The sequence below is a fragment of the Kitasatospora sp. GAS1066B genome, assembly GCF_041262605.1.
GTDB lineage: Bacteria > Actinomycetota > Actinomycetes > Streptomycetales > Streptomycetaceae > Kitasatospora.
On record NZ_JBGCCO010000022.1, the window covers coordinates 69,484 to 95,044 of the forward strand.

The 25,561-nt window shown below is 72.5% G+C and carries 30 protein-coding genes and 1 pseudogene; 8 read left to right on the plus strand and 23 right to left on the minus strand.

Features of this window, described 5'->3' with window-relative positions; translation table 11 throughout:
• Nucleotide 1 precedes the first annotated feature (1 nt).
• Both ABH937_RS24160 and ABH937_RS24165 read right to left on the minus strand, forming a co-directional pair.
• Nucleotides 2–748, minus strand: coding sequence for an MBL fold metallo-hydrolase (locus ABH937_RS24160; protein ID WP_280693544.1), 747 nt, complete (start codon nt 746–748; stop codon nt 2–4).
• 253 nt (nt 749–1,001) lie between these two features.
• Nucleotides 1,002–1,202 (minus strand): MerR family transcriptional regulator, encoded by a 201-nt coding sequence (locus tag ABH937_RS24165; protein WP_280693543.1) that lies wholly within the window; start codon nt 1,200–1,202, stop codon nt 1,002–1,004.
• A 168-nt stretch (nt 1,203–1,370) separates the two neighbouring features.
• Between ABH937_RS24165 and ABH937_RS24170 the strand changes: the two genes are divergently transcribed.
• Complete coding sequence (locus ABH937_RS24170) at nt 1,371–1,853, plus strand: type II toxin-antitoxin system PemK/MazF family toxin (RefSeq protein WP_370219441.1); 483 nt, start codon at nt 1,371–1,373, stop codon at nt 1,851–1,853.
• A 58-nt stretch (nt 1,854–1,911) separates the two neighbouring features.
• Here ABH937_RS24170 and ABH937_RS24175 read toward each other — a convergent pair whose 3' ends face one another.
• The 6 genes from ABH937_RS24175 to clpS form a co-directional block, all read right to left on the minus strand.
• Entirely contained in the window at nt 1,912–2,880 is a 969-nt protein-coding gene (locus ABH937_RS24175) for a cysteine synthase (protein ID WP_280693541.1), read from the minus strand.
• Nucleotides 2,880–3,158 (minus strand): MoaD/ThiS family protein, encoded by a 279-nt coding sequence (locus tag ABH937_RS24180; RefSeq protein WP_280693540.1) that lies wholly within the window; start codon nt 3,156–3,158, stop codon nt 2,880–2,882. The genes ABH937_RS24175 and ABH937_RS24180 overlap by 1 nt, the downstream gene beginning before the upstream one ends.
• Before the next feature lie 131 nt (nt 3,159–3,289).
• Nucleotides 3,290–3,394, minus strand: coding sequence for a putative leader peptide (locus ABH937_RS24185; RefSeq protein WP_348533704.1), 105 nt, complete (start codon nt 3,392–3,394; stop codon nt 3,290–3,292).
• Nucleotides 3,395–3,521: 127 nt separating this feature from the next.
• Nucleotides 3,522–3,953, minus strand: a complete 432-nt coding sequence (locus ABH937_RS24190) for a Mov34/MPN/PAD-1 family protein (RefSeq protein ID WP_370219442.1) — start codon at nt 3,951–3,953, stop codon at nt 3,522–3,524.
• A 108-nt stretch (nt 3,954–4,061) separates the two neighbouring features.
• Nucleotides 4,062–4,646, minus strand: a complete 585-nt coding sequence (locus ABH937_RS24195) for a DUF2017 domain-containing protein (protein WP_280693538.1) — start codon at nt 4,644–4,646, stop codon at nt 4,062–4,064.
• 78 nt (nt 4,647–4,724) lie between these two features.
• Nucleotides 4,725–5,018, minus strand: coding sequence for an ATP-dependent Clp protease adapter ClpS (clpS, locus tag ABH937_RS24200; RefSeq protein ID WP_280693537.1), 294 nt, complete (start codon nt 5,016–5,018; stop codon nt 4,725–4,727).
• Nucleotides 5,019–5,238: 220 nt separating this feature from the next.
• On the opposite strand from clpS, the gene ABH937_RS24205 reads away from it, so the two are divergent.
• Together ABH937_RS24205 and ABH937_RS24210 are read left to right on the plus strand one after the other, a co-directional pair.
• Nucleotides 5,239–6,594, plus strand: coding sequence for a nicotinate phosphoribosyltransferase (locus tag ABH937_RS24205; protein ID WP_370219443.1), 1,356 nt, complete (start codon nt 5,239–5,241; stop codon nt 6,592–6,594).
• A 198-nt stretch (nt 6,595–6,792) separates the two neighbouring features.
• Nucleotides 6,793–7,380 (plus strand): isochorismatase family protein, encoded by a 588-nt coding sequence (locus tag ABH937_RS24210; RefSeq protein WP_370219444.1) that lies wholly within the window; start codon nt 6,793–6,795, stop codon nt 7,378–7,380.
• Between the two features lie 55 nt (nt 7,381–7,435).
• On the opposite strand, the gene ABH937_RS24215 is transcribed toward ABH937_RS24210, so the two are convergent.
• On the minus strand, nt 7,436–8,560 hold the full coding sequence (locus tag ABH937_RS24215) for a hypothetical protein (protein ID WP_370219445.1): 1,125 nt from the start codon (nt 8,558–8,560) through the stop codon (nt 7,436–7,438).
• A 320-nt stretch (nt 8,561–8,880) separates the two neighbouring features.
• Between ABH937_RS24215 and ABH937_RS24220 the strand changes: the two genes are divergently transcribed.
• Nucleotides 8,881–9,420, plus strand: coding sequence for a hypothetical protein (locus ABH937_RS24220; protein WP_370219446.1), 540 nt, complete (start codon nt 8,881–8,883; stop codon nt 9,418–9,420).
• Between the two features lie 81 nt (nt 9,421–9,501).
• The gene (locus ABH937_RS24225) at nt 9,502–9,804 is read left to right on the plus strand and encodes a hypothetical protein (protein ID WP_280693532.1); all 303 of its coding nucleotides are present in this window, start codon (nt 9,502–9,504) and stop codon (nt 9,802–9,804) included.
• Here ABH937_RS24225 and ABH937_RS24230 read toward each other — a convergent pair.
• The 8 genes from ABH937_RS24230 to ABH937_RS24265 form a co-directional block, all read right to left on the minus strand.
• A complete protein-coding gene (locus tag ABH937_RS24230) occupies nt 9,774–10,052 on the minus strand; it encodes a helix-turn-helix domain-containing protein (protein WP_280693531.1) in 279 nt (92 codons plus the stop codon). The two genes, ABH937_RS24225 and ABH937_RS24230, sit on opposite strands and share 31 nt — an antisense overlap.
• Nucleotides 10,053–10,089: 37 nt before the next feature.
• Nucleotides 10,090–10,503 (minus strand): glyoxalase, encoded by a 414-nt coding sequence (locus ABH937_RS24235; RefSeq protein ID WP_280693530.1) that lies wholly within the window; start codon nt 10,501–10,503, stop codon nt 10,090–10,092.
• A 61-nt stretch (nt 10,504–10,564) separates the two neighbouring features.
• The gene (gene mycP / locus ABH937_RS24240) at nt 10,565–11,803 is read right to left on the minus strand and encodes a type VII secretion-associated serine protease mycosin (protein ID WP_370219447.1); all 1,239 of its coding nucleotides are present in this window, start codon (nt 11,801–11,803) and stop codon (nt 10,565–10,567) included.
• Nucleotides 11,804–11,874: 71 nt separating this feature from the next.
• Nucleotides 11,875–13,401 carry a PPE domain-containing protein gene (locus ABH937_RS24245; RefSeq protein WP_370219449.1) on the minus strand — a complete coding sequence of 509 codons (1,527 nt, stop codon included), beginning with the start codon at nt 13,399–13,401 and terminating at the stop codon, nt 11,875–11,877.
• Between the two features lie 34 nt (nt 13,402–13,435).
• A complete protein-coding gene (locus ABH937_RS24250) occupies nt 13,436–14,104 on the minus strand; it encodes a hypothetical protein (RefSeq protein ID WP_370219450.1) in 669 nt (222 codons plus the stop codon).
• Between the two features lie 134 nt (nt 14,105–14,238).
• Nucleotides 14,239–14,943 (minus strand): endonuclease V, encoded by a 705-nt coding sequence (locus ABH937_RS24255; RefSeq protein WP_370219451.1) that lies wholly within the window; start codon nt 14,941–14,943, stop codon nt 14,239–14,241.
• Nucleotides 14,944–15,038: 95 nt separating this feature from the next.
• Nucleotides 15,039–15,719, minus strand: coding sequence for an RDD family protein (locus ABH937_RS24260; protein WP_370219452.1), 681 nt, complete (start codon nt 15,717–15,719; stop codon nt 15,039–15,041).
• 94 nt (nt 15,720–15,813) lie between these two features.
• Nucleotides 15,814–16,308 carry an RDD family protein gene (locus ABH937_RS24265; protein WP_280693524.1) on the minus strand — a complete coding sequence of 165 codons (495 nt, stop codon included), beginning with the start codon at nt 16,306–16,308 and terminating at the stop codon, nt 15,814–15,816.
• A gap of 364 nt (nt 16,309–16,672) precedes the next feature.
• On the opposite strand from ABH937_RS24265, the gene ABH937_RS24270 reads away from it, so the two are divergent.
• On the plus strand, nt 16,673–16,957 hold the full coding sequence (locus tag ABH937_RS24270) for a hypothetical protein (RefSeq protein WP_280693523.1): 285 nt from the start codon (nt 16,673–16,675) through the stop codon (nt 16,955–16,957).
• On the opposite strand, the pseudogene ABH937_RS24275 reads toward ABH937_RS24270, so the two are convergent.
• A pseudogene (locus ABH937_RS24275) lies at nt 16,948–17,049 on the minus strand (DUF2510 domain-containing protein); the annotation flags it as partial. The gene ABH937_RS24270 and the pseudogene ABH937_RS24275 overlap by 10 nt on opposite strands.
• A gap of 339 nt (nt 17,050–17,388) precedes the next feature.
• Here ABH937_RS24275 and ABH937_RS24280 point away from each other — a divergent pair.
• Nucleotides 17,389–17,805 (plus strand): SsgA family sporulation/cell division regulator, encoded by a 417-nt coding sequence (locus tag ABH937_RS24280; RefSeq protein WP_280693522.1) that lies wholly within the window; start codon nt 17,389–17,391, stop codon nt 17,803–17,805.
• Between the two features lie 39 nt (nt 17,806–17,844).
• Here the strand turns inward: ABH937_RS24280 and ABH937_RS24285 are convergent, their stop codons facing one another.
• The 4 genes from ABH937_RS24285 to ABH937_RS24300 all read right to left on the minus strand — a co-directional run bounded on the left by ABH937_RS24285 (nt 17,845) and on the right by ABH937_RS24300 (nt 23,419).
• Nucleotides 17,845–19,254: a glycosyltransferase 87 family protein gene (locus ABH937_RS24285; protein ID WP_280693521.1), complete on the minus strand. Its 1,410-nt coding sequence runs from the start codon at nt 19,252–19,254 to the stop codon at nt 17,845–17,847.
• Between the two features lie 174 nt (nt 19,255–19,428).
• Complete coding sequence (locus ABH937_RS24290) at nt 19,429–21,033, minus strand: cellulose binding domain-containing protein (protein WP_370219453.1); 1,605 nt, start codon at nt 21,031–21,033, stop codon at nt 19,429–19,431.
• A gap of 161 nt (nt 21,034–21,194) precedes the next feature.
• Nucleotides 21,195–22,637: a sensor histidine kinase gene (locus ABH937_RS24295; protein ID WP_370219476.1), complete on the minus strand. Its 1,443-nt coding sequence runs from the start codon at nt 22,635–22,637 to the stop codon at nt 21,195–21,197.
• 59 nt (nt 22,638–22,696) lie between these two features.
• A complete protein-coding gene (locus ABH937_RS24300; protein WP_280693519.1) occupies nt 22,697–23,419 on the minus strand; it encodes a response regulator transcription factor in 723 nt (240 codons plus the stop codon).
• A gap of 138 nt (nt 23,420–23,557) precedes the next feature.
• On the opposite strand from ABH937_RS24300, the gene ABH937_RS24305 reads away from it, so the two are divergent.
• On the plus strand, nt 23,558–24,112 hold the full coding sequence (locus tag ABH937_RS24305) for a hypothetical protein (protein ID WP_280693518.1): 555 nt from the start codon (nt 23,558–23,560) through the stop codon (nt 24,110–24,112).
• An 81-nt stretch (nt 24,113–24,193) separates the two neighbouring features.
• Here ABH937_RS24305 and hppD read toward each other — a convergent pair whose 3' ends face one another.
• Nucleotides 24,194–25,342, minus strand: coding sequence for a 4-hydroxyphenylpyruvate dioxygenase (gene hppD / locus ABH937_RS24310; protein WP_280693517.1), 1,149 nt, complete (start codon nt 25,340–25,342; stop codon nt 24,194–24,196).
• Between the last annotated feature and the right edge of the window lie 219 nt (nt 25,343–25,561).

Consider the following 25,561-nt stretch of genomic DNA (forward strand, 5'->3'; position numbering starts at 1 on the left):
GTCAGATCTCGTACACCGCACCGGCCTTGGCCAGCTCCACCGGCCCCTGGTAGGCCTTCTCGGCGTCCCGCAGGTTGCGCTGCGGGTCGGTCCACGGCGGGATGTGGGTGAGCACCAGGCGGCGGGCTCCGGCAGCGGTGGCGTGCTCGCCGGCCTCGCGGCCGTTGAGGTGGATCGAACGGTAGGTCTCCCGGCCGTCGGTGTAGGCGGCCTCGCAGAGGAAGAGGTCGGCGTCCCTGGCCAGTTCGACCAGTGCCGGGCTCTCGCCGGTGTCGCCGGAGTAGACCAGCGAGCGGCCGTCGTGCTCGATCCGGAAGGCGTAGGCCTCGACCGGGTGGTTGACCTGGACGGCGGTGACGGTCAGCGGGCCGAGCTCGAATCGGCCGGGGGTGAGGGTGTGGAAGTCGAAGACCTCGGTCATCCCCGGGCGCTCGGGCATGTCGTAGGCGCGGGCCAGCCTGCCCGGCGTGTCCAGCGGGCCGTAGACCGGCAGCGGGTCGGGGCAGCCCTCCTGGCGGTAGTTGCGGGCCACCCAGTAGGCGCACAGGTCGATGCAGTGGTCGGCGTGCAGGTGGCTGAGCGCGACCGCGTCCACGTCGTAGAGGCCGACGTGGTTCTGCAGCGCGCCGAGCGCGCCGTTGCCGAGGTCGACCACCAGGTGGTAGCCGTCGGCCTCGACCAGGTAGCTGGAGCAGGGCGAGTCGGGCGACGGGAAGCTCCCCGAGCACCCCACCACAGTCAGTTTCATCCCGAGCCCCTCCGCCGGATCCAGGTCCCCCCGCACGCCGATGACCGCCGGGTCACACCGGCGGGTAACTGCAGCGGTCGCGTGTCGAGGGTAAGGGCGGAGCGGCACTTTGCCCCCGTCCCCGTGCCGGGCTGTGGCTGGAATCACCAGAACGGGGCGGCGCGGGGACGCCGGCGCGCGCTCGGTTCACGCGCGGGCCGGCGGGGGTGCGCGCGAGCGACTGGGCTGCCCACCAAGAGGCCCTGTGACCGGGTCAGCGGTGGCCGGGGCGGCGGCGCGCCCAGGCGCGGATGGTGTCGGCGTACCAGCGGGGGTGGCCGCTCTGATCGACGAAGTCGGGATCGGGGAGCAGGCCGTGGCGGCGATAGTTGCGGACGGTGTCGGTCTGCACTCCGATGTGGTGGGCGATCTCGGCGTAGGACCACACTTCGCCGCGACTGTGCTGACTGCTCATCTGGCGCCACCTCCGGGTGTGCCGTGGGCTGATCTCGGGCTTGCGTGGATCAGCCTTTCGGCCACGGTGCGGCACAGGGCCGCACGGCTGGCTCCGTAGTCATTCCGTGACAGAGCGGAAGCAGTGAACGGATAAATCCTCAACTGTCACAGCCGGTACGGTCAGCACATGAATCGCTCGCTTGCCGTACTGGCCGTAGTGGCTGCCCTGGTACTGCTGGCCCTGATCGCCTTCGCCATCACCCGGCTGCGCGATCGGCGCCCGACCGACCCCGCCACCCCCGCCCCGCGCACCACGCCGGCGCCGCGCCGGACGGCCGCCGGCCGCCCGGCGCCCCGGGAGATCTGGTGGGCCGAGGTCCCCTTCGAGGACGGCCCCGGCGCCAAGGACCGCCCCTGCCTGGTCCTGCGGGTGCACGGCGGCACCGCCACCGTCGCGAAGATCACCAGCAAGCACCACGTCGAGCTGTCCGGTCTGGTCGAGCTGCCGGCCGTCGCAGTCGGCGACCGGCAGGGGCGGACCAGTTGGCTGGAGACCGGGGAGCGGCGAGAGGTGGCACTGAGCGCCTTCCGTCGCCGGGTCGGTCCGCTGGACGCGCCGACCTGGGGGCGGGTGCTGCGGGCCATGGAACAGCACGACGGCCGGCGCTGACCCCCGCGATCGGGGGCCGGCGCCAACCGTCGGTGTCGGTGTCGGTGCCGGTCTGGCCCTAGGCCCAGAGCTGGCCGTGCAGCAGCTCGACCGCTTCCTCGGTGCTGGCGGCGGTGTAGATGCCGGTGGAGAGGTACTTCCAGCCGCCGTCCGGCACCACGAAGACGATGTCCGCGCGCTCGCCGGCCTCGGCCGCGCGGCGGCCGACGCCGAGGGCCGCGTGCAGGATCGCGCCGGTCGAGACACCGGCGAAGATGCCCTCCTCGGCGAGGAGTTCACGGGTGCGGCGGACCGAGTCGGCCGAACCGACGCTGAACCGGGTGCTGAGCACGGTGGCGTCGTACAGCTCGGGCACGAAGCCCTCGTCCAGGTTGCGCAGCCCGTAGACCACGTCGTCGTAGCGCGGCTCGGCGGCGACGATCTGCACGCCGGGCACCTTCTCGCGCAGGTAGCGGCCGACGCCCATCAGGGTGCCGGTGGTGCCCAGGCCCGCGACGAAGTGGGTGACGGTGGGCAGGTCGGCCAGGATCTCCGGGCCGGTGGTGGCGTAGTGCGCGCCCGCGTTGTCGGGGTTGCCGTACTGATAGAGCATCACCCAGTCGGGGTGCTCGGCGGCCAGCTCCTTGGCCACCCGGACCGCCGTGTTGGAGCCGCCTGCGGCGGGTGAGGAGATGATCTCCGCGCCCCACATCCGGAGCAGCTCGCGCCGCTCCTCGCTGGTGTTCTCCGGCATCACGCAGACGATCCGGTAGCCCTTGAGCTTGGCCGCCATCGCCAGCGAGATGCCGGTGTTCCCGCTGGTCGGCTCCAGCACGGTGCACCCGGGGGTGAGCCGACCGTCCGCCTCGGCCCGCTCGATCATGTGCAACGCCGGGCGGTCCTTGATCGACCCGGTCGGGTTGCGGTCCTCCAGCTTCGCCCAGAGCGTGACCAGGCCCTGCCCGTTGCCGGGCACGGCCGCGGAGAGCCGGGGCAACCGCACCAGCGGGGTGTTGCCGACGGCTTCGAGCGGGCTGTCGTAACGCATTAGTTGGAGCCGCCAGCGACGGCCGGGAGGATGGTGACGCTGTCGCCGTCCTTGACGTCGGTGGTGATGCCGGCCAGGAAGCGGACGTCCTCGTCGTTCAGGTAGACGTTGACGAAGCGGCGCAGCTCGCCCTTGTCCAGCAGTCGGTCGGCGATGCCCGGGTGACGGACGTCGAGGTCGGCGATGAGCTCCTGGAGGTTGTCCCCGGCGCCCTCGACGGCCTTGGCGCCGTCGGTGTAGGTACGGAGGATGGTCGGGATGCGGACCTCGATGGCCATGGCTGCGCTCCTGGCAGGTGGTGGTGGGGCCGCGGGCGCGCGGCTGGGGCGGTACTTGCTTCGTGGCTTGCTTCGTCAGGTACGAAGGGGCGTGGTGCGCGACTCGCCGACCGGGGCCGGGCGAGCAGGGCTCAGGCGTCGGGACAGATCGCCGCGGCGTGCCGGCACAGGTCGATGTGCAGGCGCGCCACGAGGCGGGTGCCCGGGGCCTGGATGCTCACATCGACGGAACGCATGGACTCATCGTATAGATTCCCGTCCCGGTTCCTCCATGCCCGTCTCGCAGGTCGGATGCTTTCGTGTCGCCCTGTGAGACCGGCCAGGAAGCCGGCCCGACCCGGCGCCCGCCCGGCGGCCGGCCGGTCAGCCGGCGGGGACGTCGACGACCTCGACGTCTTCCTCCGTGATCACGCCATCCACGATGCGGAACGAGCGGAACTGGAACGGGTCCTCGGCGCCGGCGCCCTCGGCGGTGGAGACCAGCACGTAGTGGGCGTTCGGCTCGGAGGCGTAGCTGACGTCGGTGCGCGAGGGGTAGGCCTCGGTGGCGGTGTGCGAGTGGTAGACGATCACCGGCTCCTCGTCCCGGTCGTCCATCTCGCGGTAGAGCTTGAACAGGTCCGCCGAGTCGAACTCGTAGAAGGTGGGCGAGCGGGCCGCGTTGAGCATCGGGATGAAGCGCTCCGGGCGGCCGCTGCCGGCCGGGCCGGCGACGACGCCGCAGGCCTCGTCCGGATGGTCGGCGCGGGCGTGGGCGACGATCGCGTCGTGCAGCTCTCGGGTGATGGTCAGCATGCGGCCAGGATAGGGCCCGTCCCGGCGCCGCCCGGGTCACTGTCCGAGCTCTGGGCGCCGCGCTGGACAGGCACCCCGGCCGTGCCGAGCGCGGCCCGCGGCCCGGGCTCAGCCCGTCATCGCCTCCAGCAGCGACTCCTGCATCGCACCCAGCCAGAGGTAGGCCATCACCAGCGGCTTGCGCTCGTCGGTGTCCGGCAGGTCGTACAGGCCCTGCTCGTCCTCCTCGGACACCTCCAGCCGCACGCCCAGGGTCAGCCGCAGGTCGTTGAGCGCGCCCAGCCAGCGCGGGCACTCGTCGGCACCGGGGCGCACCACCCCGCCGCCACCGCCCAGGGTGTCCAGCGAGCGGATCACCAGCAGCGCGTCCTCGCGCTTGCGGGTGCGCATGTCCGGCTCGGTGTACCGGCGGAACTCACCGGCGGCCGCCTTGGTCTGCGGGTCCGCCGCCTGCCCGGGCTCGCCGTAGGCGTCGGGGAAGAGCCGGGCGACCGCGGGGTCGCTGGGCGCCTCGGTGGGCCCCTCGGCGAAGAGCGCGGCGAACGGGTCGGTCTCCGCGCCCGGTGCGGCGCCCGGGCCGGGGCCGATCAGCTCCAGCATCTGCACTTCGAGGGAGCGGAGGATGGCGGCCTCCACGTCCTCCAGTGCGATCGCCACGCTGCCGTCGCCGGTCCGCTCGAACAACCCAGCCATCGTCAGGTAACCGTCCGGTTCTCGTAGGTGTCGAATGGTCAGCCGGACTCTGCCGCCGGCTGACGGATGATCAGTGGATCAGTCGTGCTGGAGGGTGGCCCAGAGGCCGTACCCGTGCATCGCCTGGACGTCGCGCTCCATCTCCTCGCGGGTGCCGCTGGAGACGACCGCGCGGCCGCGGGTGTGCACGTCCATCATCAGCTTGCGCGCCTTCTCCTTCGGGTAGCCGAAGTAGGCCTGGAAGACATAGAGGACATAGCTCATCAGGTTGACCGGATCGTTGTGCACGATGGTCACCCAGGGAGTGTCCGGCTCCGCCACCGGGAGGCTTTCGGCCTCGGTGCGTTCGATCTCGGCCGGCGCGACACTCACGACTGGCTCTCCTCACAGCGATGGCTCGACGAGGGCCGGGAGCGGCCCACGGGGGAACACCGGCCGCAGGCCGGCAAGGCTCCCCTGACCTCCCATGCTGCCATCCGGGGGACCTCGGAGCGATTCCGACCCGGCCGCCACGCGACAGCTCCGGTCCGGCACGAGACCCGCTGCGGCGGAAATCGTCAAACTGACGCTAAGTGGTAGTAGCATCATCTTCATGGACGCCCAGGCAATCGTGGCGGCGCAGCCCGCCATGCTCACCTCGCCGGCAGCCGGCTCGACCGCGCTGCTCACCGACCGCTACGAGCTGACCATGCTGCAGGCCGCGCTGCGCAGCGGCGCCGCGCACCGCCGCTCGGTCTTCGAGGTCTTCACCCGCCGGCTGCCCGACGGCCGCCGCTACGGCGTGCTGGCCGGCACCGGCCGGGTGCTGGACGCGGTGGAGAACTTCCGCTTCAGCACGGCCCAGTTGGACTGGCTGGCCGACCAGCGGGTGGTTGACGAGCCGACCCTGCGGTGGCTGGCCGACTACCGCTTCCAGGGCGACATCCACGGCTACCCGGAGGGCGAGGTCTACTTCCCGGGCTCGCCGCTGCTCACCGTGGAGGGCAGCTTCGCCGAGGGCGTGATCCTGGAGACGGTGATCCTCTCCATCCTCAACCACGACTCGGCGATCGCCGCCGCAGCCTCCCGGATGACGGCCGCCGCAGGGGAGCGGCCGTGCATCGAGATGGGGGCCCGGCGGGCCCACGAGAGCGCCGCCGTCGCGGCCGCCCGCGCCGCCTACATCGCGGGCTTCGCCGCCACCTCCGACCTGGAGGCCGGCTTCACCCACGGCATCCCGACCACCGGCACCGCCGCGCACGCCTTCACCCTGCTGCACGACAGCGAACGGGACGCCTTCACCGCCCAGCTCGCCTCGATGGGCACCGGCACCACACTGCTGGTGGACACCTTCGACCTGGCCGAGGCGGTGCGCACCGCCATCGAGGTGGCCGGGCCCGAACTCGGCGCGGTGCGGATCGACTCCGGCGACCTGACCCTGCTCGCCCACCGGGTCCGCCGCCAGCTGGACGAGCTGGGCGCCCGGAAGACCCGGATCATCGTCACCTCCGATCTCGACGAGTACGCGATCGCCGCGCTCGCCGCCGCCCCGGTGGACGGCTACGGGGTCGGCACCAGCCTGGTCACCGGCAGCGGGCAGCCGACCTGCGCGATGGTCTACAAGCTGGTCGCCCGGGCCGGCTCGGCCGATCCCGACGCGCCGCTGGTCCCGGTGGCCAAGCGCTCGGCGGGCGCCAAGTCGAGCGTGGGCGGGCGCAAGTGGGCGGCTCGGCGGCCCGACGCGGACGGCGTGGCCGAGGCCGAGGTGGTGGGCACCGGGCCGCTGCCGGAGCAGCTCGCGCCGTACGCGCTGCACGTCCCGCTGGTGCGCGGGGGCGAGGTGGTCGGGCGCGAGCCGCTGACCGCCGCGCGGGAGCGGCACCTGCGGGCGCGGGCCGCGCTGCCGCTGTCGGCCACCCAGCTGTCCAAGGGCGAGCCGGTGCTGGGCACCGAGCTGCAGCTGGTCTGAGCTGCTGCCGGGCCAGCAGCTGGTCTGAGCTGCTGCCGGGCCGTGGACCTGTCTGCCGCGCCCGCGCGCGTTCGGGGGCACGGATCCCCGGCGGCAACCCTTCCGCCCTTCACCGCCACTCCCTAGAGTGGCCACACTCCACTCCCCCACCCCCACCGACCCCAAACCCCCCACCGACCGCCAGCGAGGAAGCCAGCCATGCAACGGGCCCTGATCGTCATCGATGTGCAGAACGACTTCTGCGAGGGCGGCAGCCTCCCGGTCGCCGGCGGCGCTGAGGTGGCGGCCGCGATCACCGAACTGATCGCCACCGCCCGGGACGAGTACAGCCACATCCTGGCCACCCGTGACCACCACCACGACCCGGGGGCGCACTTCTCCGCCGACCCCGACTTCGTGGACAGCTGGCCGCCGCACTGCGTGGCCGGGACCGAAGGGGTCGGCTTCCACCCCAACTTCGCGCCCTCGGTGACCTCGGGCGCGATCGAGGCGGTCTTCGACAAGGGCGCGTACGCGGCCGCGTACAGCGGCTTCGAGGGATTCGACGAGAACGGCAGCACGCTCGCGCAGTGGCTGCGCGCGTGGTCCGTCGAGGCGGTGGACCTGGTCGGCATCGCCACCGACCACTGTGTCCGGGCCACGGCGCTGGACGCCGTGCGGGAGGGGTTCGCCACCCGGGTGCTGCTCGACCTGACGGCGGGGGTGGCGCCGGCGACCACGGCCGCCGCGCTCGACCAGTTGCGCGAGGCCGGGGTGGAGCTGATCGGGGCACCGGTCCTGGACTGAGCACCGGCCGCGACCTGGCTGGGCTGGCTGGGCTGGCTGGGCTGGCTGGGCTGCCCTAGCCTTCCGTCAGCATCAGCTCCACCACGTCCGCGCCGCCGGCCAGGAAGGCCTGCCGCAGCTCCTCGGCCACCGCCGCGGGCTCGGCGGCCAGCCGGCCGCCGGTCAGGTAGACCACCCGCACCCCCAGGTACTCCATCCGGTGCTGGCCGGACCGCATCCAGGCCTGCTCGCCCTCGCTGACGCAGCGCAGCTCGGAGTCCACCTCGACCGCCACCCCGGCCTGCGGCCAGTAGAGGTCGGGCACCGCGACGAACGTGCCGCCGCGCATCCGCAGTTCGGGCCCGACCAGCGGCGCCGGCAGCAGCTCGGCGGCGGCCAGCTCGATGACCCCGCCGATCGCCGACTCCCGCTCGGCTGCGAGCAGTTCGTCCAGCGCGGCGCGGATCCGCGGCAGCTCGAGGAGCTTCGCCTCGCGCAGTTCGGCGATCAACTCGGCGGTGGTGCAGGCCGGGTGCCCGCCCGGGGCGACAGCGACCGCCTCGCGCAACAGCGAGCGCAGCGTGCGCGGGCCGATCAACGCCCGCTCCGCGGCCGGCTCGAGCTCCGCGTCGTCGTCCGAGGCCGCACCGTTCTCCGTGTCGCCGTTCGCGCTGGCGCCGTTCACGCTGTCGCCGTTCGCGGTGTCACCGAGCCACTCGCGCAGCGCGTCCGCCACCGCCCTGGCCACCGGTGCGCAGGCCAGTCCGTGCACCTCGCTGGCCACCAACTCGCGGGCCGTGCGCTGGATCCGCACCTCGCCCACGTCCCGCAACCGGCGCTGCCTGGGCACCAGCACCTGCACCCCGGTGACGGCCGGCAGCCGGGGCACCGCGCTGAAGCCGTAGAGCGCGAGCGCGGCCGCACCGGTGATCAGCGCGCCTTCTCGACTGCCCGCCTCACGGCCGTTCTGCGCCGCGTACAGCAACGCCGCCCACATCCGCTGTTCGGGCGTCGGGGTCCCGGTCTGCAGCAGGTAGACCCGGGGCAGCAGGCGCTGCCAGGGACCGCCGCGCCGGCAGTGCTCGCTGACCACACGGGACGGAACTCCCCGGGCGCGCAGCTGACTTGCGGTGATCACGTTCTGCTGACGCCGGGCCAGCTCTTCCAGCGAAGGGACCGAGGAGGGGATCTGGTAGCTCATGCGACAACCCTCCCCTGTCACCCGGTCGCCGCATTCCTAACCTGACGCACCGTTACATAACCGTCGTCAAATCGGGACAGCCCCGCACTAAAGTCGCCATACCCTCACTCAAACGGAGTAATTGGACGCAAAGCGCTTGCGGAATATGTCGGCTGCTGATTGGTCGCAGCCCGGCGGTGGTTCGCGCGGTGGTTCGCCATGACATCCGTCATGCGGAAGGGATGACCGGATCCGCTGGTCCGGGCCCTGGTCCGACCGGCAGAATCGTGATCACCGGCGGGCGAACCACGCGAGGCCGGACGACTCCGGGGGATCAGACCATGTTCAAGACCGCGTTCAGGACCACGTTCAGGACCGCCACCGAGCCTGATGTCACCGATGCGTCTGCTGTCGAGGCGGCCGCCGCCGGGAAGCCGAAGGGGCTCGCCGCCGTCACGGAGCCGGTCGGCGAGCTGCGGTTGCCGGTCTGGTTCTTCGGCTTCGAGGCCGTCTTCGCCAGCGCCTTCGACCTGTTCAAGGCCTTCCCCGTGGTGCTGCCGCTGCTCGGCGTGCTGGTGGTCGCCAACATCGCCCTCTCGCTGACGCTGATGCGCAAGCGCCTGCGGCTGGCCAGGGCCCTGTGGCGCGGCAAGGAGACCCGCAAGGTGGCCATCGGCCTGGTGGCCCTGCGGATCGGCAGCCACTTCGCGCTCAACGCCATCGGCGTCACGGTCACCTCGACCGCCGCGCACGTGGCCTACGCCGTCGTGCTGGGCGCCATCACCGTCGGCCTGCTCGCCTTCACCCAGGAGACCGCCCTGCGCGCCCTGGAGCGGTCCCGGGCCGCCGACGCGGTGTCCGTTCCCGCAGCGGCGGTGTGAGCCGCGCGGTGTGACCCGGGCCACGCGCCCCGGATGCTCCCTCGGAACAAGTGCTCCGGAGGCATTGCCTACCATCAGGGCATGCCATATGACGAGACATCAGGTCTGAGCGCGGCACAGCTGCGCCTGGGCCGGCTACCCGGATACGTCCGGCAGCCCGACCCCGCCCGCCGGGCCGGCGAGCGGGGTTCGACGTACAAGAAGGGCTGGGAGGTACGTTTCACGGCCCGCAGCGAGGCGGAGATAGCGGAGATCCGCGAGCTGCTCATCGCAGCCGGGTTCGCGCCCGCCCGTCCGTTCTTCAAAGGCCAACAGCTGATCCAGCCGGTGTACGGCATGGCGGTGGTGCGGACCTACCTGGAGGCCCGCGAACTGGTCGCCTGAGCGAGCCCCTCCCCGTCGCACCGCGCCGCCGCACTCTCCGGGCGCTGGTCGGCACCCGTGGCACGAGCCCGGGCGGCGTCCAGCTGGTCCAGATCCTCCCCGGCCCACGCGCAGGCGGCATCCATCGGACCGAACAGCGAGTGGCCCAGCGGGGTCGACTCGTACTCCACGCGGGGCGGGTTCTCCTCGAACTCGGTCCGGGTCAGCAGCCCGTCCCGCTCCAGCGCGCGCAGTGTCTGCGCCAGCACCTCGGCAACCCGCGAACACACCCACCGCCGCTGGCCGCTACTCCGACTCCCGCTGCCGGTCCGGCTGAGCTTCAGGGTGCGGCTCCATGAACTCGAGCCGGTTGCCGAACTTGTCGAAGGCGTAGAACCGGTCGTGACCGGGGAACTCCCCGTCCCACTGCACCGGATGGCCGTGCGCCTCCAGCCGCGCCGCCAGCGCGGGCAGCCCGTTCACCAGGATCCCCGGGTGCGCCTTGCGGGCCGGCGCGAAGTCCTGCTCCACCCCCAGGTGAACCTCCAACCCGCCACCCCGGAACCAGCAGCCGCCCCGGGCCGCCAGCGCCGCCGGCTTGGCCAACTCGGTCATCCCGAGCACCTCGCCCCAGAACTCCCGGCAGAGCGCCTCACTGCCTGCGGGGATGGCGAGTTGGACGTGGTGCAGGCCGGCGAAGAAACCATCAGATACGGTCATGCGCCGACCCTATCTGCGGGTATACGGATTGTCAGGAGTCCGGCCCGCCTCGGTACCGCCGTCAGTTCCGGGGGTCTTGGGGGTACTGAGGGGGCTGGTACTGCTGCTGGGGCGGGTGCGGGTAGGCGGCGGGGCCCGCAGGGGCTGCGGCGGGCCGACGACTGCCGCGGCGCACCAGGAAGGTGACGCCGAGCACGATCAGCACGAGCACCCCGCCGCCGGCCCCATAGAGCCAGACCGGCGTCCCGCTGCCACCGCTGCCCGTACCGGCCGCCGGCGGTGCCGGCACCGGAGAGGAGGTGTCCGGTGCGCCCCGGGACTCGACGCGGGTGAGCAGCGGATTGTCCTTCGGCCCGTTGTCCACGGCCGGGTTGGCGGCGAGGGACTTGGAGGGCGAGGCGATGCCGTAGCCGTAGTGGTCGTTGGGCACCTTGCTGTGATCGGGGGGCGCGGCGGCGCTGGTGATCATGCGTCGGATCACCTGGCCGGCGGTGAGGGAGGGGTACTTGGAGCGGACCAGGGCGGCGATGGCGGAGACGTAGGCGGTGGCGTCGGAGGTGCCGGTCGCAAAACGGTAGTCGGTGCTCGACTTGTTGCCCGAGCTGTAGATGCCGACACCGGGTGCTGCAAGGGTCACCTCGGGGCCGTAGTTGGAGTGGTCCCACACGTTGCCCTGGCGATCGATCGCACCGACCGCGACCACACCGGGGAAAGCTGCGGGATAGGACACCACTGAACCCAAGTTGCCGGTTCCGGCGACCAGGACGACATCGTGCGCGACCGCGTAGGCTACAGCGGCTCGATCATCTGGGCTGGTGCGCATCGCCGCGGCGAACGACATGTTGACAACCTTCGCCCCATGATCGACTGCATAGCGGAGCGCATCTGAGAACTTGAAGTCCGGGCCCCCTTGCATGTCCCCAGAATCTTGAAGACCTACCCGTACTGGCAAGATCTTCGCCTTCGGTGCCAGGCCCATGACCCCGGCCTGGTCTCCATGGCCATGACCAGCAATGATGCTGGCCATCCCGGTGCCGTGCCCATCGTTGTCAACCCGGCCGTCGGTTTGAGCACCCGAGAAGTCCGCGCCTGGCAAGACCTGGCCCGTCAGATCCTGTTGATCGGAATACACCCCTGTGTCGATCACAGCGACCGTCACACCATCACCCTGGCTGATCGGCCACACATCCGTCGCAGCCTTGTACGCCTGCAACGCCCACTGCTGATCACGGATGTTGTCCGCGAGGGCCGGCCCAGCAGCCAACCCCCACACCAGCGCCCCCGCGGCGAGGACGGCCATCCCCCGCACCGGCCGACGACTCGCCACTGTCGGTCACCCCATTCCTCAGAACCGTCACTCCGGACAGTGACTCATTCCACCACGTCGGGATTGGCGGCCTCATCCGCCATCCAGGTCTCCTCGTCCTCCACGAGATACTCGGCCCGCTTGCCCTCACGACGCTTCTTGCGGCGGGCCTGCTGCGTCCCGCCCGGCAGGAGCCCGGTACCGCGCTCCGTCTCCTCCGCACCAGGCTCAGCGGGCACCCGCCCCCGCGCACCGAGCCCGGTACCACCCTCGGTGAAGGACTCGCGGGGACCACTCGCGGCCCGACCACCGACCATCTCGTCCTCACCGATCACACCGCCACTGCCCTCGCGGGCCGCGCGACCACGCGCGAAGCCGCCCGCACGAGCGCCTGACGGCCTCTCACCCACGGCCCCGCCCACCATGCCGCCGCGGGCGAAACCACCCGCCCGGCCAGCGGCAGACTCTCCCGCCCCCTCACCAGCGGAGACGGATTCGCTCGCTCCCGCGCTCGCCCGCTGTCCCATCTCAGCTTCACCAGGCGCGATGCCGGCAGACGCCGGTGGACCCATCGCGAAGGACCGCCCAGGCGTACCGCCGAATCCCATCGACAGAGAGCTGCTGTTGGCGGCGCCGCCACCGACAGGACTGCCCGGGATCCCTGTCGAGCCGGCCAGCGGTGCCTTGCCTCCGATCACGCCAGTACTGTCCAGCCCCGTGCCACCGCCCACGGTTTGCGGCTGCGCGGGAGGAGTTGACGGCCCAGCGGTCGGGCTCACGCTCTGCGAACTCGCCGGCGCATCCGCACCGACGGCAACCGACTTCAGAGGCTTGGGCGCCGGGTTCGCAAGGCCGCCCTTGATTCCCGAGTCGCTGGGAGCAACTGCCTCAACCGTCCGGGCGCGAGGCGCTGCGACCGCTGGAGCCGTACGGCCGTCCGTTACCCGAGAGACCACCTGTGTGTTCTCAGGCGCGGTGACATAGCCACCGACCGCACCGAGGCCAGCGCCCATGACGAAGGCGGTCAGGGCCGCTGATGGAGTGGGATCAGGCGGCGGCACGTCCTGCTCATCGATTGCCATGGCTGGCGGCTTCAACACCGGCGTCGCCGTCCGGTACTTGTTGGCCAGCGTCTGCATCACCGCGACCGCTTCGGCCTTCTTCTGGTCCTTGATCGGCGTCTGCGTGCTGTCGTCCTGGATCCCCACCGCGTTCTGCGCCGTGTCGGAGATCGCGTTGCCGACCTGCGACCAGAACCCGGGCTCCTCGGGCATGTCGTGCTTGGCCTGGTCGATCGCCTCGGACATCATCTGCAGCGTGTTGGCCGCGTCGTTCGCGTACGAGGCGGTGTTGTTGACGCTGTTGGCCAGCTTGGTCATCTTGTCGTAGAAGGCGTTGCTGCTGGTGCCCTGCCAGCTGTCGGTGGCGCTGTTCGAAGCGGTGTCCAGCGCGGTGCGGATCTGCTTGAGGGTCTCCGACGCCCGGCGCCAGGGGTCGCTGGCGGCCATCACGTCGCCGGAGTTCAGCCCTTGGACCATCTTCCGCAGGGCGGAGTGGCTGTACGTGTTGAAGTCGGTGATGTCCGAGCTCATGACCTCAAGCCTCCAGTCCCCTGAACGATCGTCCTCACCATGTGGGCTGCTCCACCGTTCCGTCGGTCCCGTCGTCCTGCTGCGTGGTCGCCGTCCCGGGCCGCGAGGGGCTTCCGGGGACGTCCGCGCCCGGCACCACCGGCATCCCGCCGGCCGGGAGCACCACGGACTGGTCCACCGGCTGATCGGGCTGACCCGCTGTCCTGCTCTTCGGCGCCCCCGGGCCACCGGGCCCGGCGGCCGCCTTGCGCCCCGTCACGGCGCCGGCGGTGACACCGGCGGCCGCAGCACCGTAGGTGGCGACCGACGAGGAGGACGCCGGTGTGCCGATCGACCAGCCGTCCGAGGAGACCTGGAGGCTGCGAGCGGTCTCGTGCTCCTGGTTCTCGTAGTTGCTGGCGGTCAGGTCGGCCTTGTGCTGGGCGTCGTCGATCGCCCCGTGGAGCATGCTGAGCACGTCACGCAGGCCGTCGCGCATCAGGTCGTACTGGTTGTGCAGGGCCGTCGCCTCGGCGAAGTCGCCGAACGAGGTGCCGCCCACGCCGGTTCTGGCGTGCGTGGTGGGCCCGTCGGCGCTCTGCTGGAACTCGGCCAGCAGGCCGCGCACCTGGCCGGCGAACGCCCGCAGGCTGTCCACCTCGACCTGGTAGCCCGACCCCGCTCCGCTCGATGTCCCGGCCCCGCTGCTCCCGTTGTCGGCCACGGTTCGCGCCTCCCCGTCGTGTTCCCGTCAGCCCTGACCGGGCCCAGCTTCCCAAGTATTGAACTCAACTCCAACCCCCCTGTCCAACCCCGGGCTCGCCATCAGTCGCCCACCCACCATCCCCGGACGGCCCGTCAGGAGGCCGCCAGCGTCCGGCGGCAGAGCGAATCGGCGTGCCGGGTGGTCTCCGGCAGCCGGTAACGGGGTGTCAGTGCGAGGACACAGGAGACCGCTTCGGTCAGCCCGATCCGGTGACCCACCGACACGAAGACCGGCTTCACCCCCGCGCGGGTGCGCAGCGCGCGGCCGACCTCCTCGCCGGTCTCCTGGTCGAGCAGCGGGGCCCAGGAACCGCGCTCGGGGGCCGGGTCCCGGTGGGTGAAGCTGAACGGGGTCTTGGCGACGCCCAGGGTGCGCAGGCCGGTCAGCACGCCGAGGTGGCTGGCCAGGCCGAGGCGGCGCGGATGGGCCAGACCGTAGCCGTCGCAGACCACCAGGTCGGGCCGGCGTCGAAGGCCGGCCAGGGCGTCGATCACGGCGGGGAGTTCGCGGAAGGCGAGCAGGCCGGGCAGGTAGGGGAAGGCGACCGGGCCGACGGCGGTGGACTCCTCGACCACCTCCAGGGTGGCCAGGTCGAGCAGCACGGCCGCGGCGGCGACGGTGTTCCGCTCGTCGTCGTACGCGACGTCCACGCCGGCGACCAGTGCGCCCGGGGCGGGGGCCGGGCCGTGCGGCTGGACCAGCGGGCGCAGGCGTTGCTGTTCGGCGAGCGCCGCCGCCTCGGTACGCGGCCAACTCGCCAGCTCGACGGGCACGATCGCGCTCTGCGGCACGCTCACACATTCCCCCTGGGTCGGTACGGTCGTCGCGGCCCACGCTATCGAGCCACCCGGCCCGCGCGCCGAGCCCCCCGCCCCGCGCCCCGCGGCGCCGCTCAGTTCGTCGAGACCACCACGGTCTTCGCCGCCTTGTCGTGCACGCACTGGCGGTACGGCTTGTCGAAGACTCCGAACATGCCGTCGACAATCCACCAGAGCCCGCAGCAGATCACCGCGGGCAGGGTGTAGACAGCCGCGCGGGTCCAGGCGGCCGAACTGGTGGGGCTGCTGCCGTCGGACAGCATCGCGGCCCGGACCTTCATCGCCTTCTTGCCGAGGGTCTGGCCGTCGCGCGAGATCATCACGCCGTCGTAGACGAAGTAGAGGACGTAGTACACCCAGACGCCGTCGGTCCAGCCGTTCCGGTTGGTGAAGCCGGTGAACGGCAGGACCACCACGAACGCGAGCACCTGGATCAGCAGATAGTCGATCAGCCGGGCCAGGATCCGGTGCGGCCAGGTGCCGAGCGGTGGCATACCGGCGATCGGGGCGGGCCCGCCGACCGGGGCGCCGGACGGCGAACCGCCGTACGGACCGCCGCCCCCGTAGGGACCATCACCCCCGTACGGGCCACCGCCGCCGTACCCACCGCCGCCCCCGTACGGGCTGCCGTCGTACGGGGAGCCGTTGGCGGGTGGCGGGCTGTCCTGGGGCGGGTCCGACTTCGGCGGCTGCTTGTCGAAGGAGGGCTTGCCGCCCCCTTCCGGCTCAGGGCTCGAAGGGTCGTAGCTGCTCATACGGAGAGTAGAACACCGCAAATCGTGGCTTCTATGGATATTGGACCCGTTTTGCCGCCCTTCTGACGGACCGTACGGCCCCTGGGGAGCGGTCTCAGGCCTTGACCACCCGGGTGCGCGCCGCCCGGTCCGCCCAGCCGCGCCGCCGCTGACGGTCGGTCAGCGGCGCCAGTGGGCCCAGCACCGTCAGCACGGTCAGCTGCCCGACCAGGCAGCGGACCAGCGCGCGGCCGAACCCGGGCGGCCGACCGGCGCGCCCCGCCCCCGTGCTGCCCACCACCCGCACGCCGGCCAGCCGCTTGCCCAGGGTGCGGCCGGTCCGGGCGGTGGGCAGCACCTCGTAGAGCAGGCCGACCAGCAGCAGGACGCCGAGCAGCAGCGCCACCCTCCCGAGGACGGTGCCGTCGAGCAGCCAGACCTGCACCTCGCGGCCCGTCAGGTGACTGGCCGTCCGGGCCTGGTCGAGCTTCTGCTGCAGGTACGCCGTGGTGTCGACGGCCAGCGGGACGCCGACCGCGGCCACCACCGCGCCGACCACCGCGAGATCCACCAGCCGGGCCACCAGCCGCCGCCCGAGGCCGGCGGTCACCAGCGCGGGAACCGGCCTGGACGCACGGGGCACCCGCGCCGGCACGGGAGCGGAAGGCCTGGAAGGCCCGGAAGGCCCAGAAGACGTGGCAGAGGCTGCGGATCTGGAAGTCGACGGAGCCGACTTCCGCGTCCGCACGGGTACGGGCGCAGGCGGCGCGACAGCACGCACCGGAAGCACCTCTGCCGCAGGCACGGGAGCAGGCGGAGGCAGAGGCGCAGGAACGGGCGCGGGAACAGGAACGAGAGGCGCAGCGGCCGCCACCGGCTCCTCCTCCGCCACCCCCCACGACACCCAGCGCGGCGCTGTCCCGGTCTCCATCAGCCCTCGCTGCTCCTGCGGGTTCGCCTGCCAGCCGTTCCCCGTGACCGCCGCATCGGCAGGCTCCTCCCCCACCGCCGGCGCCGTGCTGAAGACGGCACCCGCCAGGGTCTCGTCCAGGAACACCGGCCCGGTCTCGACCAGCGGCTCCAACTCCGGTTCCGGGCAGGCCGCCTGCCGCACCGGCTCCGGCATCGCCGGTGGCGGGATGTACCGCGCGTTGGGGCGCACGGCGGGGCGGGCCGCGAACGCCGGGGCGGCCAGCACCTCGCCGTCGGCGGGGGCTGGGCGGCTGGTCCCGGGCACCCAGGCACCGCCGTTCCAGTAGCGGACGAAGCCCGGCACCGAGGGGTCCGGGTAGTAACCGGGCGCGGGGACCACGGCGGTGTCCACGCTGACGCCCAACGGCTGGTCCGACATGCAGATCTACTCTCCTGTGGGCCTCCGGCGGGGCGCACGCCACGTCGCCGGACAGTCACCAAGGGTAGTACTTCCGCAATCGCTCCGACGGAAGTTGCCGATTCCCGGGACAGCCGGAACCCGGACCCGGTTGGCTGATCCCTGTGCTCTGCCCGCACGACCTCCCGCACGACCCTGGCGTGCGCTCGCGCCCTCGCGCCCCGTCTCGCCGCCGCGCTCCGTGACGCCGCCCACACCCGCGAAAGTGTGCGAGGAACCCGTGTAAGAACCGTGCGGCCACCCGCTCTCTCCAGGTGTCCGGACCCACCGGGGCCCGGCACGACCGAGAGGATCAGCGGCATGGACAGCAGCCCGAGCGTGGTGGAGCACGAACTGGAGCTCAACCTGGTGCTCTCCCCCGAGCGCAGCGTCCCCGTCCCGGCCCGCCTGTCGTACGGCAGCCACGACCCGTACGCGGTGCACATCACCTTCCACCTGGACACCGGCACGCCGGTGACCTGGGTGTTCGCCCGTGAACTGCTGGTGGAGGGGACCTTCCGCCCGTGCGGCCACGGCGACGTGCGGATCTGGCCCACCCGGGCCGGGCGGCAGAGCGTGCTCTGTCTCGCGCTCACCTCGCCGGGCGGCGACGCGCTGCTGGAGGCCCCGCTGGCGGCGGTGGCCGCCTGGCTGGAGCGGGCGCACCGGCTGGTGCCGCCGGGCAGCGAGCTGAGCGTGCTCGACCTGGACAGCTCGCTCGCCGAGTTGCTGGCCTGAGCGCGTGCGGACCGCGCGGAGCGGGGCCGTCGGGTGCTGTCAGCGCACCGCGGGGGTGCGCTGCTGCCCGGCGGTGACGACGTCGTCCGCACCGGCGGGACGCTGTTCGGGCACGCGCAGCGGCACCAGCGGCTGGCCGGCCGCCTGCCGCCGCGAGCGCACCCGCAGCGCGGCGACCACCAGGAAGCAGAGCCCGATCCACGGGTACATCCCGGCCGGCACCTGCTTGAACAGGTTCATCTGCAGGTTGGTGATGCCCTTGTGCGGCACCAGCCACATCGAGAAGGAGCAGAAGCCGGCCACCGTCAGCCAGAAGATCACCCGCCAGCGCCGGCGGCGCACCGCCGCGGGACGCGACCGCTCATGGTCCGCCTCGGCGGCAAGCAGCACCAGCATCGGCAGGCACCAGATCCAGTGGTGGGTCCAGCTGATCGGCGAGATCAGCAGTGCGGTGACGGCGGCGCAGCAGACACCCCAGGCCTCGGCGCGCGGCAGCCAGCGGTCACTGCGGTAGGCCCAGACGGCGATGGCCAGACCCACGACGGCGATCAGCGCGGCGGCCGCGGTGGCGGGCAGGCCCGGATTGGCGTGGTGCAGGAAGCGGGCGGCGACGCCGCGCAGCGACTGGTTGTCGACGATCTCGGTCTTGCCGACCCGGGAGGAGTCGTAGAGGTACTTGGTCCAGAAACCCCAGGTGGCGCTCGGCAGCACGGCGGCGCCGATCAGGAAGGTGGCCAGGAAGGTGAATCCGGCCACGAACGCGGCCCGCACCCGCCCGGTGAGCAGCAGGTAGACCGCGAAGAGCCCTGGGGTGAGCTTCATCCCGGCGGCGATGCCGATGCCGATGCCCTTCCACTTGCGGTGGTCGGGCGTGGTCAGGTCCCAGAGCACCAGGCAGATCAGGATCAGGTTGATCTGGCCGTAGCGCAGCGTGGTGAAGACCGGCTCCAGCCACACCCCGAGCCCGGCGACCAGCACCACCCCCACCGGCCGCAGCTCCCGCTTGGGCCACCCCACCAGCCGGAACGCCAGCAGCGCGGCCAGCGCCAGCAGCCCGAGGTTGCCCGCCGTGACCGCCACCCGCAGCAGGGGCACCGGCAGGAAGGCGGTCAGCACGAAGAGCATCGCGGCGAACGGCGGATAGGTCGCCGGCAGGTTCCACTTGGTGACCCGGATCGCGTACAGGTCGTGCCCGTGGGCCACGGCGGACCCCTCGGCCCGGTAGACGATCATGTCGACCATCGACGTGCCGATGAAGTGACGGACCACCGCGTAGGCGAGCAGCGAGACGAACGCCGTGATCACGGCCTTGCGCATCCGCTCGCGCGGCGCCTCCCGGACCGCGCGTATCGGCGCGTCCACCCAGCGGCGCCAGGCCGGGGCATCGGAGGGGAGCGAGCCGGGCCCGGCCTGCGCCGCCACCCGCTTGTCCTGCTGCACCGCTGTCACTGCCCGCTCCATCCGCCGGTCGGTCGGTCGACCAGTCATCGACAATAACGGACGGGCCTCAGCATGCCCCGGTTCGAACGAGCCCGCCCCTCACCGCCCACCCGCCGGCAACGCAGCAGCCGTCCGGTCGCTCTGCGCGCAGAGCGACCGGACGGCTGGGACGCACCGCCGAACTCAGCCGGTGTAGGCCCCCAGCGCCTTCGCGAAGTCCAGCGGCTGCTGCGCCACGCTGCTGCAGGTCGCGTCGGCGTAGGTCTTCGCACCGCCCGCACAGGGCTGGTCGCGGGTGGCGGACCACATCGCCAGCCAGGCCAGGTGCTTGCTGCTCGCGAAGGCGGCCAGCTGCTGGGCGTCGGCGACCGTGAACACCTCGGAGGAGACGTCGTTGACGCCGATCATCGGGGTGACCGCGACCTTGGCCCAGGCCTGCGCATCGGTCAGCCCCAGCACGCTCTTGACCTGGGCCTGGGTGGCGGTGGCCGCGTCGATGGCGTACTTGCCCATCTGGCCGTTCGGGTTGGGGGCCACGCCGTCGCCGAAGTCCATCGCCATGATGTTGACGGCGCCGATCTTCACGCCGCTGCTCTGGGCGCCGGTGACCAGGTTGATGCCGTCCTGGGTCAGGCCGGTGGGCAGCGCGGGCAGGGTGAAGGAGACGTCCAGGCTCTTGCCCTTGGCGGCGGCGGTCTGCTGGAGCTGGGCGATCGCCTGGTCGCGGCGGGTGTTGGCGGCGGAGTCGGCGAGTGCGCCGCCCTCCACGTCGAAGTCGATCCTGGTCAGGCCGTAGGCGTCGACGGCCTGCTGGTAGGCGGCGGCCAGGTCGCTCGCCGAGGAGCAGGCGGTGGCCAGCTCGCTGCCGTTGGCGCCGCCGAAGGAGACTCGGACGTCACCGCCGATCGCCCGCAGCGCGCCGATCTGTGCGGCCACCGGGTCGGCGGCGAGGTCGCTGACGCCGCCCCACTTGGGGACGCAGCCGCCGCCCGACACGATGAACGCCAGGTTGAAGTTCTTCACGCCACTGGCCTTGGCGTTGGCCACCAGGTCGTAGGGCGGGTAGAGCGAGGTGTCGACGTACGGGGCGAAGCCCGCGCCGGCCCCCGCCGGGACGCCGGTCGGTGCCGGGGTGGGCGTCGAGGGGATCGAGGTGGGCGTCGGCTTGGGGGTCGGTGTGGGCGTGGGCGCGGCGCTGCTGGCCGGCGCGGTCGGCCGCGCGCTGCTCGGCGCCGCCGTCGGACTCCCGCTGGGCGCCGCGCCTGACGGCGTGTCCGACGGCGCGCCGGAGGGCGTCCCGGTCGGCCGGCCCGAGGGCACCGGGGTCGGGCCGTCGCCCACCTTGCACGAGGCGTTGTCGATCAGGCAGTTCCCCGGCTCGGCCTGGGCCGCGCCGGCACCGTCGACCACGAAGCCCACGTCGACGCTCTGCCCGGCCGCCAGATGGCTGTTCCACGCCGCCGGCTTGACGGTGACGTGCTGCCCGGCGGCGCTGAAGGTCGCGTTCCACAGCGAGTCGATCTTGGCGCCGGCCGGCAGGTCGAAGCTGAGCGTCCAGTCGGCCATCGCGCCACCGGCCGGGTTGCTGATCAGGTACTGGCCGGTGTAGCCGCTGTCCCAGACGCTGGTGCGGCTGTAGACCGCGCCGAGCGAGGCCGCGCTGGCGCTGGAGGCCATGACCGCCACGCCGCCGGCCACCACGGCCGCGGCCACGACGCTCGCCCCGATCACGGTGCCCTTGCGACCGCGGCGCCGGTGGGCGGCGCGGCGGGTGGTCTGGTTCGTCATGGGACTCCTCGACTGCTGGACGGAGGAAGCGGAGCGGATGGGGTGCCGGGAGCCCTCACTCCCGGCGCCGCCGACGCTAGCGCGCCGCCATGGCCTCAAATCGCCTGCTCAGACAGGGGTATCCGTCCCTTAGGGGCCTGTTAAGAAAGAGGCCGGGCCCGCTACCTGTTTCCGTGCCCGCCCCGCCCGCCCCGCCGTCCCCGCCCGAGGCGCCGCGGCGACGCGCCGGCCCCGCTCGCGCCGTCCGCGCCCAGCCGCAGCCGGATCTCCGCGCCGCCCAGCACCGCCGAGCGACCCAGCGCCAGGTCCCCGCCGGTCGCCTCGGCCAGTTTGCGGACGATGTCGAGGCCGATCCCGGTGGACCCCTCGCCGCCGTGCCCCTCACCGCGGCGCAGGGCCGCTGACGGATCGTCGATGCCCGGTCCGGCGTCGCCCACCAGCACGATCACGGCGCGCTCGGTCGCCAGCACGTCCACCGAGAAGGCGGTGCCGACGGCGGTGTGCCGGAAGACGTTTCCGAGCAGCGCGTCGACGGCGGCGGCCAGGTCGCCGGGCGGCACCGGCACGGGGGCGGGGGTGTCGGCGCCGTGCAGGTGCCAGCGCCGTCCCTCGTCCTCGGCCAGCGCGGACCAGAAGCCGACCCGCTCGCGGATCACCTCGGCGGCGTCGCAGCCGACCGTGACGACGGGCGGCTCGCCGGGGGTGCGGCGGGCCGAGCGGATGATCTGGTCGACCTCGCGCTCCAGTTGGGCCACCGCGTGCCGGGTGGCGTCGGCGGCGTCGCCCTCGCCCAGCGAGGCGGTGTTCAGGCGCAGCACGGTGAGCGGGGTGCGCAGCCGGTGCGACAGGTCGGCGGCCAACTCCCGCTCGGCGGCCAGCAGGTGCACCACCCGGTCGGCCATCGCGTTGAACGCGGCGGCGGCCTCGCGCAGTTCGGCGGGGCTGCCGTCGGCCTGCGGGCCTTCGACCGGGATCCGCACGGCGAGGTCGCCGGCACCGAGCGCGCGGGCGGCACCGGCCAGCCGGCGGGCCGCGCCGACCAGCCGGGCGCCCATCCGGTCGGCGGTCAGCACGGCGATCGCGACCAGGCCGAGGGCGACCAGCGAGAGCACCAGCCACGCGGTGTCGACGCCGCGGGTGAGATCGGCGTCGGCGACGTAGACCTCGACCACCGCGACCCGGGCGGGGGCCACCGCGACGGGCTGCAGCCGGGCGTAGCCACCGGGCACCTGGACGGTGAGCACCCGGCCCTGGGCGGCGAGCGCGATCTCGTCCGGTGTGGCCCGGGCGGTGCCGATGACCTGGCCCTGACCGGTCGTCGGATCAGCCGCCTGCCCGGTGCCCTGCCCCGGCACGGCGGCGGCCGGCAGGTGGACGGCGATCCGCCCCTGGGCGCCCGCGTCGGTGCTGGCCACCGCGCGGGCCAGGGCGTCCTGGTCGGTGGTGATCGCCAGCGCGGGGCCGAGGGCGGCGGCCTGCCGGTCGGCGGCGGTGAACGCGTGGTCCCGGGCGGTCTTCTGCACCACCAGGCCGAGCGGGATCAGGAAGGCCAGCGCGACCATCGTGGTGCCGGCCACCGCGGCCCGGACCAGCACCCAGCGCAGCGACCGCCCGTACCTGCCGGACGCCGACCGACCCGCCCCGGACCGGTCGCCGCCCGGTGTCACGGCCGCTGCTCCGACACGTGCGCCGGCGCGGGCGCGCCCGAGGGCGCCTCCAGGCGTACCCCGACCCCGCGCACGGTGTGCAGGTAGCGCGGGTCGGCGGCGGTCTCGCCGAGCTTGCGGCGCAGCCAGGACAGGTGCACGTCGATCGTCTGGTCGCCGCCGTAGGTCTGCCGCCACACCTCGGCCAGGATCTCCCGGCGCGGCACCACCACGCCGGGCCGGGCCGCCAGGAAGGCCAGCAGGTCGAATTCGCGACGGGTCAGGTCCAGCGCCCGCCCGTCCAGCACCGCCTCGCGCCGCTGCACGTCGATCGCCAGGCCGCCGACCCGCAGCACCGGGGCGACCGGGGCCAGCCCGCCGCCGAGCCGGCGCAGCACGGCGGCCATCCGCGCGGTCAGGTGCTCACCGGAGAAGGGCTTGACCAGGTAGTCGTCGGCGCCGTCGTTGAGCAGCCGGACGATCTCCGCCTCGTCGTCACGGGCGGTGGAGATGATCACCGGGACGTTGGTCAGGCCCCGGATCATCTTGAGTGCCTCGCTGCCGTCCAGGTCGGGCAGGCCGAGGTCGAGGATCACCAGGTCGCAGCCGACCTGGGCGACCTCGCGCAGCGCCTCCAATGCGGTGCCGACGCTGCGCACCGCGTGCCCGGACTCGGACAGGTGCCGGATCAGGGCCGAACGGACGAACGGGTCGTCCTCGACCACCAGGACTGTTGCCATGGGCCAGCACGCTAATGCATCTCATCATTTCGCAAGCACCCTGCTCAATCCCGGCTGGCCGATCCCGGCTGGCCGAACCCGCACACCGCCGTCGCCCGCTGACCGGGCCCGCGACGGCGTACGGCAGGATGGCGGGCGATGCGAAGCGGACTGGTTCACACGGGCGCCTGGGCGCTGGCCACCACGGCGGGGGTGGTGCTGTCCTGGCTGGGTGTCAGCAGCGTGCTCGCCGAGTCCGCCTTCGATCCGCCGCGTGCCCTGCCGCTGCCGGTCAGCTCGGCCGCCCTGCCGGCCAGCACCTTGGGCAGCCCGCCGACCCAGCCCGCGAACGCCGACCCGAGCCCGACACCGAACCAGCCGACCCAGGCCGCCGCCCCCGGCGCCACGCAGTCCGCACCGGCGAGCCCACCGGCCCGCCCGGCGGCACCCGTCGCCGCCTCGACCGGCCCCGCCGCACCGGCCGACGACACCGGCTCGGTGCACAGCTACCTGGTCCCCGGCGGCCGGGTGGCGCTGGACATGCAACCGGACAGCGCCGAACTGGTCTCCGCCACCCCGGACCCCGGCTGGCAGATGCAGATGTGGAACGGCGACCAGTGGCTGCGGATCGACTTCTCCCGGGGCGGCGCCACCAACTCGGTCTTCGTCACCTGGAACGGACACCCACCGGACGTCCAGACGGTGGTCCGCTGAGCTGGGGCAACCCGTGACCGGGACGCGACGCGGCCCCGGATCGGACGGGATCCGGGGCCACGGGTCGCGAGCGGCTACCGACTACAGGTTGCCGCGCCGCTCCTGCTCACGCTCGATCGCCTCGAAGAGCGCCTTGAAGTTGCCCTTCCCGAAGCCCATCGAGCCGTGCCGCTCGATCATCTCGAAGAAGACCGTCGGCCGGTCCTGCACCGGCTTGGTGAAGATCTGCAGCAGGTAGCCGTCCTCGTCGCGGTCGGCCAGGATCTTCAGCTCGCGCAGCTGCTCGAGCGGCACCCGGGTGTCGCCCACCCACTCGCCGAGCGTGTCGTAGTAGCTGTCGGGGGTGTCCAGGAACTCCACGCCGGCCGCCCGCATCTGGCGCACGGTGTGCACGATGTCGTTGGTGGCCAGCGCGATGTGCTGCACGCCGGGGCCGCCGTAGAACTCCAGGTACTCGTCGATCTGCGACTTCTTCTTGGCGACGGCCGGCTCGTTGAGCGGGAACTTCACCTTGCGGGTGCCGTCGGCGACCACCTTGGACATCAGCGCGGAGTACTCGGTGGCGATGTCGTCGCCGACGAACTCCTTCATGTTGGTGAAGCCCATCACCCGGTTGTAGAACGCGACCCACTCGTTCATCTTGCCGAGCTCGACGTTGCCCACGCAGTGGTCGATGGCCTGGAAGTTGCGCTTCTTGGGCGCCTCGACGATCGGCTCGCGGGCGACGTAGCCGGGCAGGTAGGGGCCGGCGTAGCCGGAGCGGTCGACCAGGGTGTGCCGGGTCTGCCCGTAGGTGGCGATCGCGGCCAGCACCACGGTGCCGTGCTCGTCGCGCAGCTCGTGCGGCTCGGTCAGCCCGGTGGCACCGTGCTCGGTGGCGTAGGCGTAGGCGGCGTAGACGTCCGGCACCTCGATGGCCAGGTCCACCACGCCGTCGCCGTGCTCGGCCACGTGCTGCTCGAGGAACTTGCCGTGCTCGGTGGCGGCCTTCACCACGGAGGTGAGGACGAACCGCGCGCCGCCCGACTCCAGCACGTAGCTGGCGGTCTCCCGGCTGCCGGTCTCCGGGCCGCGGTAGGCCACGCAGCGCATCCCGAAGGCGGAGGAGTAGTAGTGCGCGGCCTGCTTGGCGTTGCCGACGGCGAACTCGACGGCGTCCATCCCCCGCACCGGGAAGGGGTCGACCTGACCCGCGTGCGTGGGGACGGACTCAGCGGCGATATCGGTCATGACGGCCTCCCTGTAGGGCGTTGGACCTCGACGCGCCCCGAGGGTGTGGGGCGGGGGAACCCCGCGGCGCGGTGTGGGGCCCTGCCCACGGGGTTGTGCTGGGAGCGTGGCCCCGATCACAGCATTAAGCAACTGTTCCCATTTGCCCTGGTCAAGCTGTGGCATTCGGCGGGACAATTCCGACGTCCGCTGTACAGACTGCCCACCGCCGTGCGGCCT

Coding starts and splice junctions, on each gene's coding strand:
- ABH937_RS24160 (WP_280693544.1), bottom strand. CDS start 748: ATGAAACTGACTGTGGTGGGGTGCTCGGGGAGCTTCCCGTCGCCCGAC.
- ABH937_RS24165 (WP_280693543.1), bottom strand. CDS start 1,202: ATGAGCAGTCAGCACAGTCGCGGCGAAGTGTGGTCCTACGCCGAGATC.
- ABH937_RS24170 (WP_370219441.1), top strand. CDS start 1,371: ATGAATCGCTCGCTTGCCGTACTGGCCGTAGTGGCTGCCCTGGTACTG.
- ABH937_RS24175 (WP_280693541.1), bottom strand. CDS start 2,880: ATGCGTTACGACAGCCCGCTCGAAGCCGTCGGCAACACCCCGCTGGTG.
- ABH937_RS24180 (WP_280693540.1), bottom strand. CDS start 3,158: ATGGCCATCGAGGTCCGCATCCCGACCATCCTCCGTACCTACACCGAC.
- ABH937_RS24185 (WP_348533704.1), bottom strand. CDS start 3,394: ATGCGTTCCGTCGATGTGAGCATCCAGGCCCCGGGCACCCGCCTCGTG.
- ABH937_RS24190 (WP_370219442.1), bottom strand. CDS start 3,953: ATGCTGACCATCACCCGAGAGCTGCACGACGCGATCGTCGCCCACGCC.
- ABH937_RS24195 (WP_280693538.1), bottom strand. CDS start 4,646: ATGGCTGGGTTGTTCGAGCGGACCGGCGACGGCAGCGTGGCGATCGCA.
- ABH937_RS24205 (WP_370219443.1), top strand. CDS start 5,239: ATGGACGCCCAGGCAATCGTGGCGGCGCAGCCCGCCATGCTCACCTCG.
- ABH937_RS24210 (WP_370219444.1), top strand. CDS start 6,793: ATGCAACGGGCCCTGATCGTCATCGATGTGCAGAACGACTTCTGCGAG.
- ABH937_RS24215 (WP_370219445.1), bottom strand. CDS start 8,560: ATGAGCTACCAGATCCCCTCCTCGGTCCCTTCGCTGGAAGAGCTGGCC.
- ABH937_RS24220 (WP_370219446.1), top strand. CDS start 8,881: ATGTTCAAGACCGCGTTCAGGACCACGTTCAGGACCGCCACCGAGCCT.
- ABH937_RS24225 (WP_280693532.1), top strand. CDS start 9,502: ATGCCATATGACGAGACATCAGGTCTGAGCGCGGCACAGCTGCGCCTG.
- ABH937_RS24235 (WP_280693530.1), bottom strand. CDS start 10,503: ATGACCGTATCTGATGGTTTCTTCGCCGGCCTGCACCACGTCCAACTC.
- mycP (WP_370219447.1), bottom strand. CDS start 11,803: ATGGCCGTCCTCGCCGCGGGGGCGCTGGTGTGGGGGTTGGCTGCTGGG.
- ABH937_RS24245 (WP_370219449.1), bottom strand. CDS start 13,401: ATGAGCTCGGACATCACCGACTTCAACACGTACAGCCACTCCGCCCTG.
- ABH937_RS24260 (WP_370219452.1), bottom strand. CDS start 15,719: ATGAGCAGCTACGACCCTTCGAGCCCTGAGCCGGAAGGGGGCGGCAAG.
- ABH937_RS24280 (WP_280693522.1), top strand. CDS start 17,389: ATGGACAGCAGCCCGAGCGTGGTGGAGCACGAACTGGAGCTCAACCTG.
- ABH937_RS24290 (WP_370219453.1), bottom strand. CDS start 21,033: ATGACGAACCAGACCACCCGCCGCGCCGCCCACCGGCGCCGCGGTCGC.
- ABH937_RS24300 (WP_280693519.1), bottom strand. CDS start 23,419: ATGGCAACAGTCCTGGTGGTCGAGGACGACCCGTTCGTCCGTTCGGCC.
- ABH937_RS24305 (WP_280693518.1), top strand. CDS start 23,558: ATGCGAAGCGGACTGGTTCACACGGGCGCCTGGGCGCTGGCCACCACG.
- hppD (WP_280693517.1), bottom strand. CDS start 25,342: ATGACCGATATCGCCGCTGAGTCCGTCCCCACGCACGCGGGTCAGGTC.